Annotated in this window: 10 protein-coding genes and 1 pseudogene; 3 read left to right on the forward strand and 8 right to left on the reverse strand. The window is 61.2% G+C overall.

Features of this window, described 5'->3' with window-relative positions; all coding sequences use genetic code 11:
* Window positions 1-246 precede the first annotated feature (246 nt).
* The gene (locus ACHAA4_RS12225) at window positions 247-1,161 is read right to left on the reverse strand and encodes an EthD domain-containing protein (RefSeq protein WP_435774458.1); all 915 of its coding nucleotides are present in this window, start codon (window positions 1,159-1,161) and stop codon (window positions 247-249) included.
* A gap of 262 nt (window positions 1,162-1,423) precedes the next feature.
* Window positions 1,424-1,495 (reverse strand): annotated as a pseudogene (locus tag ACHAA4_RS12230) (organic hydroperoxide resistance protein); the annotation flags it as partial.
* Window positions 1,496-1,580: 85 nt separating this feature from the next.
* On the opposite strand from ACHAA4_RS12230, the gene ACHAA4_RS12235 reads away from it, so the two are divergent.
* On the forward strand, window positions 1,581-1,859 hold the full coding sequence (locus ACHAA4_RS12235) for a LysR substrate-binding domain-containing protein (protein ID WP_435774459.1): 279 nt from the start codon (window positions 1,581-1,583) through the stop codon (window positions 1,857-1,859).
* A 126-nt stretch (window positions 1,860-1,985) separates the two neighbouring features.
* Here the strand turns inward: ACHAA4_RS12235 and ACHAA4_RS12240 are convergent, their stop codons facing one another.
* Window positions 1,986-2,906 (reverse strand): 2-dehydropantoate 2-reductase, encoded by a 921-nt coding sequence (locus tag ACHAA4_RS12240; protein WP_435774460.1) that lies wholly within the window; start codon window positions 2,904-2,906, stop codon window positions 1,986-1,988.
* 624 nt (window positions 2,907-3,530) lie between these two features.
* Window positions 3,531-4,940, reverse strand: a complete 1,410-nt coding sequence (locus ACHAA4_RS12245; protein WP_435774461.1) for an aminotransferase-like domain-containing protein — start codon at window positions 4,938-4,940, stop codon at window positions 3,531-3,533.
* Between ACHAA4_RS12245 and ACHAA4_RS12250 the strand changes: the two genes are divergently transcribed.
* Window positions 4,939-5,865 (forward strand): DMT family transporter, encoded by a 927-nt coding sequence (locus ACHAA4_RS12250; RefSeq protein WP_435774462.1) that lies wholly within the window; start codon window positions 4,939-4,941, stop codon window positions 5,863-5,865. The two genes, ACHAA4_RS12245 and ACHAA4_RS12250, sit on opposite strands and share 2 nt — an antisense overlap.
* A 114-nt stretch (window positions 5,866-5,979) precedes the next feature.
* Here the strand turns inward: ACHAA4_RS12250 and ACHAA4_RS12255 are convergent, their stop codons facing one another.
* Window positions 5,980-6,486, reverse strand: coding sequence for a PaaI family thioesterase (locus ACHAA4_RS12255; protein ID WP_435774463.1), 507 nt, complete (start codon window positions 6,484-6,486; stop codon window positions 5,980-5,982).
* Window positions 6,487-7,610: 1,124 nt separating this feature from the next.
* Window positions 7,611-8,762, reverse strand: a complete 1,152-nt coding sequence (locus ACHAA4_RS12260; protein WP_435774464.1) for an FUSC family protein — start codon at window positions 8,760-8,762, stop codon at window positions 7,611-7,613.
* A gap of 827 nt (window positions 8,763-9,589) precedes the next feature.
* On the opposite strand from ACHAA4_RS12260, the gene ACHAA4_RS12265 reads away from it, so the two are divergent.
* A complete protein-coding gene (locus tag ACHAA4_RS12265) occupies window positions 9,590-10,201 on the forward strand; it encodes a flavodoxin family protein (RefSeq protein WP_435774465.1) in 612 nt (203 codons plus the stop codon).
* Between the two features lie 477 nt (window positions 10,202-10,678).
* Here ACHAA4_RS12265 and ACHAA4_RS12270 read toward each other — a convergent pair whose 3' ends face one another.
* On the reverse strand, window positions 10,679-11,182 hold the full coding sequence (locus ACHAA4_RS12270) for a Mov34/MPN/PAD-1 family protein (protein WP_435774466.1): 504 nt from the start codon (window positions 11,180-11,182) through the stop codon (window positions 10,679-10,681).
* Entirely contained in the window at window positions 11,167-12,909 is a 1,743-nt protein-coding gene (locus tag ACHAA4_RS12275) for a ThiF family adenylyltransferase (RefSeq protein ID WP_435774467.1), read from the reverse strand. Before ACHAA4_RS12275 ends, ACHAA4_RS12270 begins: the two co-directional genes overlap by 16 nt.
* Window positions 12,910-12,993: the final 84 nt, after the last annotated feature.

Raw genomic sequence — 12,993 nt, forward strand, 5'->3', positions numbered from 1 at the left:
CAGAGTGGCCTCGTCCTCCGATAGGCCGATACAGGTTCAGACCCGCTTCTCTCCAGACGATCCGCCTCATCCGGAGTTGCTGGGCGGGCACTGGAGAGAACCTGCGAGACTGCTCCGCCCCTCCGACGTCACCCGACGAATCGCGCGGCCCGATCCACCGTCCTATAAACCACATTCGCGCTCACGAGCACTCTCAAGAACGGAGGTTGTTCCCTTCTTGAGAGTGCTCGTGGGGGAGCGAGTGAACTAGTCCATGCGGCCTGTGTGCATGAGTGTCTGCACTGACGGTTCGACCTGGTTACTCGCAGCCACCCCTGTGATCAGCTCGGCCACACGACTGCCGCGAAGCCCTGCGGTCGTGAGCTCACCGTCGCGCACGAACGTGAACACTCCTGATACGGGGAACGCGGTGATGAATGAGGCGAGTTTCTCCTGATGATCAAGAGTTTCCTGATAAGCCGAGGCAGCGAAGAACCGCCGTCGTGCCAATGGGTCAACGAAGGCGATCTCGAGGATCACCAGAGACACCCGGTCCGCGACAACAGTGTGCTCCACCTTCGGAGCCGGCGGATTCGGCGTGCTGTTGTCATGGTCATCTGGTGCGTGCACGCGCACCTTGACGACCTCTGGGCTGTCTTTCGCCACAGCGGCGAAATCTTCGCGAAGGTAGGCGCTGAGGGCAGAGGCCTGGCCCGGCTGAGGGGTGAAGTGCACGTGGAGCCGGTCTAGGGAGTCTTGACCGTTCGGAATCGCGTCGGCCTGACGGTCGAACAGGGTGGTCGAGCCAGAAGGCAGCGGGTATGCCGCAGTTTCTTCGAAGACATTCTGCTCGTCGGAGAACAGGATGCTGGCGGCGTCCTGGAACTCGGCCTGGGTGTCAGCGGTCTTCCACCCGATTTCTACGGCCCCATCGAGTTCATAACCGGGGATGGGGCCAACACTGGCGGGGCTCTCCCAGAGATGTGCGTCCTGGCGTCGGGAGAAGTGGTGCTGGACGTACCAGCCGAGTCCGGGAACACGAGAGCACAGGGGCCCATGCACGTCACGCCAGTACGCACGGAAGGAATCTTCCGGCACTGCCTGGCGCCCCAGGACGGTGGTGTAGGAATTGATGGTGATGAAGGCGTCGCGTGCGCCGTGGTCTGGTGAGCTCAGTGTCATCGTCTTGGTCCATTCGTAGGTTGGTCGCTTCAGTGGATGACCCCGAAGGATGGGACATAGGGCGGGAACGTTTCAACGGGACACAGTCATCAATACCGTGCTTGCCCAGATCATTCCCGGCAGCCTGCGCCTGGCGGCAATCATGAGGTGAGAACAAATCATCAGCAGGAGTTGGGATCGGGTCTCCGACCAGTTCGTTGAGATTCCGCATTTCCCTTCGAAGGTGGCCTGCAGGCCCGATCAGGGCACGAACAGAGTGTGGTCAGTCGTCAGAGACGGTGATCGTCACGTCGATGTTGCCGCGGGTGGCGTTGGAGTAAGGGCATACCTGGTGCAGCATCCAGTGACTCCTCGCCGATGCAACCGATGAGCAGAAGGGCCAAGGTGATGAATCCGGCGCTGGCGGTAAAGACACGCATGTGAATCTTCCGCTCCTCATATTGCCGCAAAGTCATCCGTTCTCGCGGCGTGAGTCGGTCGGTCTGGAGGAAGCCCGAGGACAGGACTGGATTACGGGCCGTCCCCACCAAGATACCTATAAGGAACTTTCCGCTGCGACTCGGTCGGTCGGGTACGCCCCGCAGATCCGCCACTATTCGCAGGACCTGCCGGCAACAGCAGCACTTGTGGCTGCTGTGTGGCACGGCGATCGTGTGGGGTGTCTGGGGGCAGAACTATCGGGGAGCGATGGAAGGTGACGGGGGCGGATTAACTGACTGGGAGGGTTCGCATTCTTGAGTGCCCGCAAGCCGATCCCTCACCGAACGCCCGTAGCAACTATTACTTATTTCGTCCTGCCGCCATTTGGCTACTGATGCCTGCCGCTAGATGGTGCTGTCGAGAATACTCAGGGCGCGGTAGATGGTGGTGTGAATGGGAGCCTGGAGGTTGTGTTCCGCTGCAATACGCACCAGGGCGCCATTTTGTTCTTCCAGTTCGGAGGGTCGTCCTGCGATGAGGTCGCGCTGCATCGACGCTGTGCTCTCGGGGGCGAACGCGTCGTACTGGTTCATCGTGGTCTGGACATCGTCACTGGTGAGGCGGGCACCGGTGGCTGTTCCGATGGCGGCGACTTCGTACATGGCGTCTTCGACCAGTGCTCGGGTAGCCGGGTGGGCACGGGTTTCACCGACGGTCTTGCGGCAGAGTGCGCCGACACCTCCGTAGGAGGTGATGAGCATGAACTTCCGCCATAGGTCGGTGGTGATGTCGCGTGAGATTCGGGCTTTGATGCCGGCTTCGGTCAGTGCGTCCGCAAGGTCCTGTGCGCGGCTGGTAGGTGTCCCGTCAAGCTCGCCGAGAGTAACGGCGGGCTGCCCGCCGACGTGGTGGACATGTCCTGGTGCGACCAGGTAGGAAATGATCATGCACAACCCGCCCAGGGCGTGTCCGGGGCCGACCCCGGCACTGATTTGCTCGGACGCGGTCACCCCGTTCTGCACTGGCAGCACTGGGGTGTTCGGACCAAGAAGAGGCCGGGCCGTGGCCATGACCTCACGGACGGCGCCTGCCTTGCACGCCACGATGATCGCATCACATTGCCCGATCGTTGCGGCGTCTGTGGCGACTCCGGTAATAGGGATCAGCTCGTCGCGTCCGTCGCCGGTGGTGAGGCGTAGGCCGTGCTCTTTGATGGGAGCCAGGTGGCGGGAAGTGACGAGGAGGTGGACGTCGTGACCTGATTTGGCCAGGGCTGCGGCGAAGTATGCCCCGACACCGCCGGCGCCGATGATTCCGATTTTCATCGGGGTCTCCTTAGGTTGCTGAGAAAAACGTCGAACCTTCCAGGGGTTCGCCAACTAGGGCGTCGTGTTCTAGTCGGCAGTACTCCCATGGTGGTCAGGGTACGTGGCTTTTGGCCTTCGGCTTGCTGAAGAGGGGAGAGTTCTCAATGAGAACGGGCCGGTGTAAGTGGCAAACTGCGGCGGTCTGCCTACTGGGCACCGAGGGGTGACATTCGTCGTTGCGATCCACAACCCACCAAACAGGATTGGGCTCAACTTTGCGGCCCCGGTGATCCCCCCCCACCACCGCAAAACTTTGGGATGATCAGAATATTCCTTCGACGACGAACGGCAGTTGCCCGCTGAAGGATCCACCGATCCTCTACCGTTCGCATTCTTCTCGCAGCCTAGCGCTGCGCACTTACTAGCTCCAGGGAGCTCCCAGGCCACGAACACTGCCTGTCCAAGGAAGCCCTCTAGTGTCGTGACTACCTCTTGAAGGTGCGAGTGATTCAGTAGACCCCGCGTCCGGAAACAGTGTCCCCTCACACTCCGGCCGCGGGGTTTTCGCGTTCCTGGAGCAAGCATGCGATCTCAGCGCCGGGCCCGGGGCGTTATCTTCCTTAGCGCCTGCCAAGACATCGGCTAGCGGGCGGCGTTCAGGACACTCTTCAGAATGCTGATTGCTTCGTTGAAGCGCTCCGGGTCTGTACCGGAGTAATTGAGCCGAATGTAAGACCCCGAGGGCTCAGCCGGGAACCATTCGGTACCCGGAGCGATAACAACTCCCCGTCCATAAGCATCGCGAGCGAGCTGCTCCACGTCGACCCCGTCGGGCATCCGGACCCACAGGTTCAGCCCCCCGACGGGTGGGCGCCCTATGTGAGCTTCCGGCAAGTGCTTGTGGAGGCTGCCGATCAGATGGTCCCTGCGGGTGCGCAGCTGCGTCCGGAATCCTCGCAGATGAGTCTTCCAGCCGGGCTGGGTGACCACGTCCAGGGCCGCAGTTTGCAGGATGCCACTGACATACATCGCCTCAGCGGCGCGGTCTGCCAGGATGCGCTCTCGGGCGGGACCGCGGGCGATGACTGCCGCCACACGCAGCGAAGGGGACACGCTTTTGGTCAGAGACCTCAGGTAGATGACCCTCCCGTCCATGTCGTGGGCCACGAGGGCACGCGATTCTGCGTCGATACCCAGGTCATGGGCCCAGTCATCCTCAATGAGAAACGCTCCGTGCTGCCGGACAACCTGCAGGACCTCGTCTCCCCGCTCGACGCTCCATTGGACGCCGGTGGGATTGGCGAAGTTGGGTTGGGCGTAGAACGCTCGCGCACCAGTCTCAGCGAAGGCACGATCGAGGTCTTCCGGGTCTGGACCGGAAGGCCCTGTGGGGACAGGAACTAGTTCAACACCGGTCTGGCGGGCGGCAAGGATCGCCCCCCAATACGTCGGGGACTCCACCAGTAAGGTCTGGCCGGCCCCAACGACAGAGCGGAACACCGAGCTGAGACCGCTCTGGCTGCCGTTGAGGATGATCGCATCCCGTGCCGCCGGTGGCGCCACACCGGGTGGGGTCACAGCAGCAATCTGGGTTGCAAACCATGCCTGCAGCTCGGGCAGGCCTTGTGTGGGTGAACGGGTCATCGCGGATTCGGTGCGGGCAGCGCGCGCCAGGGCTGTTCGGACGAGGCGTCCGGGGAGCAGCTCACGGGCGGGATACCCGGAATGCAGACTGATCATCTCTGTCGTGACGGTGCGCTGCGTCGCCGACAGCGCCGGGACGCGATGGTGGGGCGCTCCGAGTGCCGCGGTTTGCCAGCCGTAATCAGCGGGGCTCCTGGTGCCTGAGGCGCGGACGAACGTGCCGACTCCGGGCCGGGACTCCACCAAACCGAGTGTGGAGAGTGTCCTCATGGCCTTCTGCACTGTCACCGGGCTGACACCATTCTGCGCGACCAGCTCGCGGTTCGACGGCAGCTGCGCCCCCGGTGCCGCTGAACGGATCCAGTTCTGGAGTCCGGCTGATACTCGCTCGGTGCTATCGTTGTACATGTCATATAACAGTAGCGCTACACTACGTCGCGCACCAGTGTTATCTTCCCGTGCCGGTCTGTTGTGGGGACTTTTGGGCGTGACCGCGTTCTCGTTCACGGTCCCCTTTACCCGGATCGCGGTGGGCACCTTGTCTCCGTTGTTCATCGGCTCAGCCCGAGCCGTCGTGGCGGCATTGTTAGCAGCCCTGGTGCTGATGGTGATGCGCAAGCGCTGGCCGCACCGGGCTCAGTGGGCGCGATTGGCGATCGTGGCCGGCGGGGTGGTGATCGGATTCCCGATGTTGACCTCATACGCCCTGGATACGGCCTCAGCCAGTCATGGAGCAATGGTCATCGGGATCCTTCCTGCGGCCACCGCGATCGTCGCAGTGATGAGAGGCCGAGAACGGCCTGCACCGTCGTTCTGGGTGTTCGCGGCACTCGGAGCAGTCGCAGCTGTCGTGTTCGCCTCGCTACAGGGAGGCGGTTTTGGTCAGCTCGTCTGGTCAGACCTCTTGCTGTTCGGAGCCGTGATCGCGGCGGCATTCGGCTACGCCGAGGGAGGGTTGCTTTCTCGAGAGCTTGGCTCTTGGCAGACCATCTGCTGGGCGCTTGTGCTGGCTGCTCCGGTGATGATCATCTTCACGGCCATCGCGGTGGCACAACAACCGCCCGCGGGAGGTCTTGCAGAGTGGCTCTCGTTCGCTTACCTCGCAGTGATCAGTATGTTCCTGGGATTCTTCGCCTGGTATCGAGGGCTCGCGATTGGTCCTATTGCGCAGGTCAGTCAGGTCCAGCTTGTGCAACCGGTGGTGAGCATCCTCTGGGCCGCAGTGATCCTGCACGAGGACGTCGGGCTCTCGACCGCACTTGGTGGTTTCGCGGTCATCGTCTGTGCCGGTCTAGCGGTTCGGACCCGACTTTATGGAAGAGCTCGACGCTGACGTGCACGGAAGCCTTCATGTCGGTTTACACGCCCCCCCTCGCCCGCTGAGGGTTCGCTGAGGAATCCCCACAGCTGGAGTCTCCAAGAGGCCAGGGCGACTCAGTCCGACCTCTCAGGTGAATGGGAAAACAAGGAGAGACCCAGTGGCGGTGGCGACGAGTTTGCCACTTGCGTCGGTGACAGTGCCATCGGCGAAGGCGACGCGACTGCCAGGCTTCGACACGATGCCCGTGCAAGTCAGGGGGCCGCTTCCGGCCCGCACCGAGCGAAGATAGTTCACTTTGATCTCTATGGAGGTGTAGCCCGTTCCCTGAGGGAGCGTCGTCTGAACCGCGCAGCCCAGAGCTGAATCCAGGAGGGTGCACACCAGTCCGCCATGAACTGTTCCGATTGGGTTGTAATGGGATTCGTCAGGGTGGCACGTGAATGTCGCCGTTCCCGGCGCCGCCTCGATCAGTGTCATGTTCAGCAACTCGTTCATGGGTGGCGGCGGTAGCTTTCTGCCCATCATCGAGTGCAAGTAGTCAAGTCCACTCATGCTCGGCATGGCGGCCGCGCCGACTGAAGGGTCCTCCCATGTAATTACTCGCTCACGCTCTGTCACTTCGGCTCCGATCATTCGGTTATTCGAGGGCCGACAAGTGCCAGGGCCACGGAAGCATCCTCGAGCAGACGAAGTGAGTGCAGGGCCTGGCACTGTTTACCTGAAGCAATAGTGCGCCGATTGTAAGATCAGTCGCAACACATGTGTCTATGTTTCGAAATCTGCCCTGCCGAGACAGGCGCGCTTCGTATGGCGTTCCTCATTGAGTGAAGCCGAAGTTGGTCGTGATCGTGACCTTGTCACGGATTGGCGCAAGTGCCTGATGATTGTAATATCCGAGGCAGATCAGGTTCGGCAGAAGTTGACGGTATGTGCACTCGTCAGTGCCTCTCAACGCTGCGGGCCCGCAACGTTTAGAGGCACCTCGCCAGTACAAGGATGCTTGCTCCTCTCGTCACCGAGAGACTGACCGGCGAGGACGCGGAGATGTGGACAGAGGCAATCGTGCACGCAAGCCTTGCGTGCTTGGAAGTCGCATTCGTGGCCTGGGCGCAACCCGATGGGACCTGGTGGCGTAGCGCTACCCTGTGCGTCACCTTCGACACCGCGATCTTCGCGCGCTGATTCGTAACCTCGAGTGATGTCATCGGTGAGACCTACGGGTGCTGCCATCCGCATCGTGCCATCACGGCACTGCGCGCGATGGCGATAATCGGATCCCTGCCCAGTAGCGCCCCACTTAGGGTCACTAGGAGCGCCAATTACTGTTGCGGAGAGACCGCCACTTGTCGCTGCGACTTACACGGCTTCGTCTCTCACGTGAGGTGCACGGTGAGGGTCTATCAACGCACGTGCCGCGTAGCCCGTCATATCCGGAGTTACGCATCAGCGCAGCTACGCATTCCCGGAGCCAGGAAGGGTCCAGACGTCCACGTGGGGGAGTGTGGCCGGGCAGTGCTGGGCCGCTGAGTGATCCGGATCGAGAGCTTCTCGGAGGCTGTTGCTTCGCGCGTTGATAGTGTCCCCGCGCAGTCGAGGAGGGGAGCCCCAGAATCTGTCCGACATCCGTGATGCTGAAGCCTTCCCAGTGGACAAGTCTCACCAGTTCGCTGTGCCGGAGTAGTTGAGTCGAATGTAGGGCCCTGTTGGCTCCGGAGGGAACCATTCTTCGTGACGAGACGTGAAATACCGCAGATCGCCTAGTCCTCGCCCCTGGCTTCCCGGGAGGACGCGACGTCGTCGACGATCGTGGCGATGTGGCGCATGCTGGTGATCAGCGAGCCATAGATCGGCCACGCACTTTGGGGGAGGTGATGGTCGTTCGACATATCTTCGGCCAGGGCGGTCAGCCGATCGCGGACGGGCTCGACGTTGGCGTCGGGGTCCGCGATCGACCGCCCGCAGTCACGGACGACGTCGACCCACTGTTCGCGGAATCGAGCATCCCACGTGCCCTGGGCGTAGGTGGAGTCCCGCAGCGTGCGGGCCAGATTGCGGAGATGCGAGATGCCTTCGTCGACGCGGACCAAGATGTCCCCATAATCGGCTTGTTTGGAGTCCGTAGACGGTTGCGAGCGGTTCTTCGTGCGGCGGTGGCGGCGCAGGTAGTCGCGTGGATTCGCCCGGTGGCTCTCTTGGGCGAACCACACAAACTGCCATGCCGAATTCACCTCCCGCTCCATCGATTTTGTCGCTTCGAGCCAGGCATCCGCGTTGTCCGTGCTCCAGGAGGTGAAGAGATTCTCGGCCATGTTGACCAGGACATCACCCATGCGCCGGTTGATGGAATCCACGTGGCGGGCCGCCTGTCGGTCCCGTAAAGGCGGAACGATCATGAGATTGACGGCGATACCCGCCGTCACTCCTACGCCGACCTCAAGCAGGCGATCAAGCAACAGAGGCGCCTGGTCGTCGAAGCCGTTGCTGAGAATGAAGATCGCCGTGGTGGCAATCGCCACCCCCTCGGTACGGATCCACGAAATGCGGGCTACCACCAACCCGACCAGCAGCGCCAAGGCGAAGGTCCACGCGCTGACGCCGAGGTAGGTGCCGATCAGAAAGGACAGCCCGACACCGAGGGCGGAGGAAATCGATGTTTGGGCGCCGCGGGACAATGACTGATACACCGTGGCATGGACGGTCAGCAACGCTGTCCACGGCGACAAGAACGGCAACGGTGTTTCCAACACCGCGACTGAGAACCACCAGGCGCCCGTCGCCGCAATGACGCTCTTGAGGATCTGCGCCGCGCCCGTGAGGAACACCGGGCTCTTCACCAGCTCGGTCAGCCACGCCACACTACGTTCAGTGGGCCGCGGTTGACCATTGGTCGCTGCCGAGTCCGTGGTCATCTCATTTCACCGATGGTCATCCGGTTATCTTATGGGCGGCCACTCGAATGGGGATGCCCTCGTCCCCCGGTGCACGGTCACGAGCACGAGCACGCAGACAACTACACCCGCGGCATCCAGAACGCTCACTGAAGTTCTCTAGGTTCCGGCGTGACTCAGGCCGGGCACATCGCGGTGAGATTGTGGTTCCCCATGAGGCGGGCGGGGTTGAGATAAACAAAGACCTCCGTGGGCAGGATGTGAGACACGACGCTCACCCCTGACTACGGGGGTCATGGCGCTCCACGCTAGATGTACCGCTTACTTCCTAGGGTGGCAGGAGAAAGCCGGTGGGGAGCTTAGGGGGCGCAAGAGGCCGTTACGGAGACTCAGGATCATGTTGCCGCAGGTGGTTAGGGTTGCGGACCTGCTCCTAGGGTGCCGCTGTTGTCGGGTTCGGAGGCGCTCTCGGTGCCAGCACTGCTTACTCTCACCGTTGGCGCTGAGGGCACGGTCGACGGTCTGACCCGCTCGACGCTGGCCGTGCCGGCTGAAGGATCTGTGGGGCAGGCGTTAAAGGAGCCACACGTCCAGGTCTCTGGATACCAGCGATGAATGGCAGTCTTCTAGCGCCGGGACCCGTCGCTTGGAGTGAAAGCCTTGACGTTACTCGGGCAACAGGGGCGCACCCGGACTGACAGAGCTTTAAAAGACCAGGCACCTCGTGACCATTCTGCACGCTCGTGCAAAACCGTCAGTGGACAGGGGATTGATGACCTACAACTCCCAAGAGGGAGTCACTTCTCTCCGGCCTTGCAACACTCAGGTCTCGACCGTAGCGTGCTGTCATGGATAAAACACTGCACGCGGTGGCACTGAACTGCACCCTGAAACCCTCTCCCGGTGAGTCCAGCACAGACGTCATCACCGACCAGTTACTGGTCGAACTTGCTTCTCACGGTGTCTCCGGAGAGACCCTGCGGGTGGTCGACTATGACGTCAAACCTGGTGTCGAGGCAGATATGGGGCACGGTGATCAGTGGCCGGAGATCCTGGAAAGGATCAAAGCCGCAGATGTCCTGGTCTTCAGCACCCCGACGTGGGTGGGCCACATGTCCAGTGTGGCTCAACGGGTGCTGGAACGCTTAGACGCCGCGCTATCCGAAGCTGATGATCAAGGTCGGCCGATCATGTTCGGCAAGGTCGCTATCGTCGCCGTGGTCGGCAACGAGGATGGCGCGCATAAGATCATCGCAGATGCGTTCCAGGGTCTCAACGATATCGGCTTCACCATTCCAGCTCAGGGCGGAACTTACTGGAACCATGAGGCGATGAACCCGAAGGACTACAAGGACTTAGCCGAGACTCCCTCTGCAGTGGCTGCCACAAACAAGACGGCCACTACAAATGCAGTACACCTCGCACGCCAACTCAGTCACATCCAATACCCCGGCACCTGAGACCGTCCTCTCAGGGCCACGCTCTCTCAGGATATTCTTACCCCCAGCCGTCGGGGAGCGGAGGGGCCACCGCACTGGTCTTGAGATTCTAGAGGCCCCGTTGCCAAGATTGGACGCCACCAGGGGCGGTATGCAGCGATAGTGACGAGCGGCAGTCTTCACACGATTGAGGCCACCATTTCGGCTCGCCCGCAAGACGATCTCTTACCGAACGTTCTCCGCCACCAGCTCGTACGGAGGTGTCTCGCAACTGAGGACGAGTACATGAACCCTCCGGGACACTGTTGCAAGACTCTTGGACATGTCAGCCGTCGCAGGACCTAAGGGAACTAGAGCTGTGGAAGACATGTCTCGTCTACCGTCTCGCAACCCAATGGTTGCGAGACGGGCTGGAGCAGCAGCGCTGGAAGATGTGAACCACGTGGCACGGCCGATACACCGAGGAGAGAGGGGCCGGGTCTGTTGACTTCCTGACCGTTAGAAACCCATGAGCTGTTCATCGGTGCGCAGCGGCAATTGAGTGACATGAAGAATTCTTGACAACCGGTGTCGAACGACAGAATGGCTAGAGGCTACCCATTCGTCGAGGTGCGACTGGCCCAGGATGACCATGACGGGTTGGGTACAGCGGGCCGGAGGGTGTCGGGAGATAGCGCGTAGGGTTCGTCGATCTAGTGGGCTGGGATCTGGGGAAACGCCTGGGTGGGTATGCCAGTCACCCAGGTAGGACAGTCGTCGTCCTGAGTCCGCGTACAACTGGGCGATCTGTTCTGCTTGCCACCCGCTATCTGGATCGAAGGATGTCCGGTCGTGGCGGGCATTTGGCCCGGGGCCTACGATATTGGTCACGCAGATGTGTTCGGAGGATCGCCAGCCAAGGAGCACCCCGCCTGTCTCGAAGGGAGCCTTTGCGTTTGCCTCTCGCAGTAACGCAGCTGTGATCCTGTTCCCTAGCCAAACGGTCGTCAACTGTGCTGGCACTCAGGGTGGCGAGTGAGTGATTGGGTGTCCCACTGGGGGAGATCTGCCCCGCCGGGGTGCTCCAACGAGAGGACTGCCGCGTCGTGGGTAGGCTTGTTTGAAAGCACCCCAAGTGCAGTCCGCGCAGCGTGGAGAGCTACTTCGTTTAGGTCGTGCCCAGGCCCTAAGAAGGTTGGTTCCGCACAACCTGCTGGTTGAGTCAGTGGCGCAGGACTCGCCGGGGGCTGAAGATGATCATTTTTGAGGCGTGCCCATTCGAAGCAGGAAAAGCACCACGGAGCCGATGCTGGTACCCGAACAACTGCCCCTCCCAGCGCCCCATTTGTTGCCCAAGCACCAATCCACGGTTTGCCAGCCCGCCGGGCGAGGAAAGCAGACAGACGTTGGACCCCGACCTCTGCAGTGGCGTCGATGACGAGGTCCGCCTGCTCGTACTCCCGTGCGAGGCTCATGCGCTGCTCAGTTCCTGCCGCAGTGCTGCCCACCGAATAATTAACCGATGAAACCTCAATATAGGGGTTGGCCTGCCTGGCGAGAGCGGCAGCTGCGTCGCTCTTGGCGGTCCCGACAAAGGACAGGTTGTTTGCGTGACGGACCAGATTTCCAGGCTCCAACACATCGTGATCGATGATTGTCAGTCCTTCAATTCCTGCGCGAGAGAGCTGATCAGCGATGACGCTGCCGACCGCGCCTACACCGATGAGGAGCACCCGCTTCGAATCGAGTCCCGTCGCCGAGTCGATTCGCGCCCTCATATCAGTTGGTCCGATACGTCCGGAGCGAACCAGATGGTAGCTCGAGGGCGCACGTCGAGGCTTCTGGCGTGCAGGATTCCCAGACTTTCTTGCTTTCCTGTCGGGTGGGATTACACGCCCAAGCTCATGAACGAGGAGAACCCACCCTGTTCCGGTGGTGGTTTGGGAATGTTCTTCCGGGAAGGACACCAGGCGGAGTTCCAGCTGCGTGTTGTTGAAACAGAACCGAGGAGGAGGAGCTCCCACGAAGGATTCAGCGGTTTCCCATATCCCAGCTGCGTTTGATGCCTTGACTGCTGTGGGCATGTGGACCCACTGGGCTTTGCACTCCGAGCCGTTTTCGTAATGCTGCGTGACGGGCTTGGGCATGCTGAACAGCGTTGACATATCGGAGTCTGCTATGGACTCAACGACGAACAGGGTTGGGGCCTCATCCTGCAAGGGCGCGTGCCCGGCAAACCGTAGCGTCGCGATCCCACTTGCGGCGTCTGCTCGGGGTTCCCAAGCACTATCAACCAGCGCCATAGCGTTGGCTGTGTAGCTGTAGTAGTCGGAAAACGGCTCCCCCTGGTTTTCCTCATCACCACTGCGTTCCTCGGCAACCCCGGAAGTTAGAGCTTTATGCAGTTGCTCCCGGATCAGCCAGGCGAGATCATTCCCGGTGTCCCACGCAGAAGAGGAACGGCCGATCAGGCACAGATTATTTCCGAAAGGGTGCTGATGGTGTGCCATATCGAGATCCGGTGCTCTCACGTCAGGGCGCAAAAATGGGTAGAACTCCGGGAAAGTCACGATCAGTTGAACATCGCCCTGCTTCGTGTACTCGTCAGGGACGATCACAGTCCATCTGATGACGTCTTGAGCTCTTGCTTCCGCGTCCTCCCGGACAGTGACCCCGAGAGACTGAAGCGCAGCGCGTTCATGCTCCAGTCTCCCGGGGTACTGCTCCCACCACGGCATGAAATTGACCATGGGGAATTAACCCACAGGCCTGTTTCCAGGTGGATTAGGCGGGTTTGGGGGACCCGGAGGGACGTCGGGCCTCCCTGGCTTGCC

The sequence above is a fragment of the Nesterenkonia maliinae genome, from assembly GCF_051262655.1.
Classification (GTDB): Bacteria; Actinomycetota; Actinomycetes; order Actinomycetales; family Micrococcaceae; genus Nesterenkonia.

Coding starts and splice junctions, on each gene's coding strand:
- ACHAA4_RS12225 (WP_435774458.1), bottom strand. CDS start 1,161: ATGACACTGAGCTCACCAGACCACGGCGCACGCGACGCCTTCATCACC.
- ACHAA4_RS12240 (WP_435774460.1), bottom strand. CDS start 2,906: ATGAAAATCGGAATCATCGGCGCCGGCGGTGTCGGGGCATACTTCGCC.
- ACHAA4_RS12250 (WP_435774462.1), top strand. CDS start 4,939: ATGTCATATAACAGTAGCGCTACACTACGTCGCGCACCAGTGTTATCT.
- ACHAA4_RS12245 (WP_435774461.1), bottom strand. CDS start 4,940: ATGTACAACGATAGCACCGAGCGAGTATCAGCCGGACTCCAGAACTGG.
- ACHAA4_RS12255 (WP_435774463.1), bottom strand. CDS start 6,486: ATGATCGGAGCCGAAGTGACAGAGCGTGAGCGAGTAATTACATGGGAG.
- ACHAA4_RS12260 (WP_435774464.1), bottom strand. CDS start 8,762: ATGACCACGGACTCGGCAGCGACCAATGGTCAACCGCGGCCCACTGAA.
- ACHAA4_RS12265 (WP_435774465.1), top strand. CDS start 9,590: ATGGATAAAACACTGCACGCGGTGGCACTGAACTGCACCCTGAAACCC.
- ACHAA4_RS12275 (WP_435774467.1), bottom strand. CDS start 12,909: ATGGTCAATTTCATGCCGTGGTGGGAGCAGTACCCCGGGAGACTGGAG.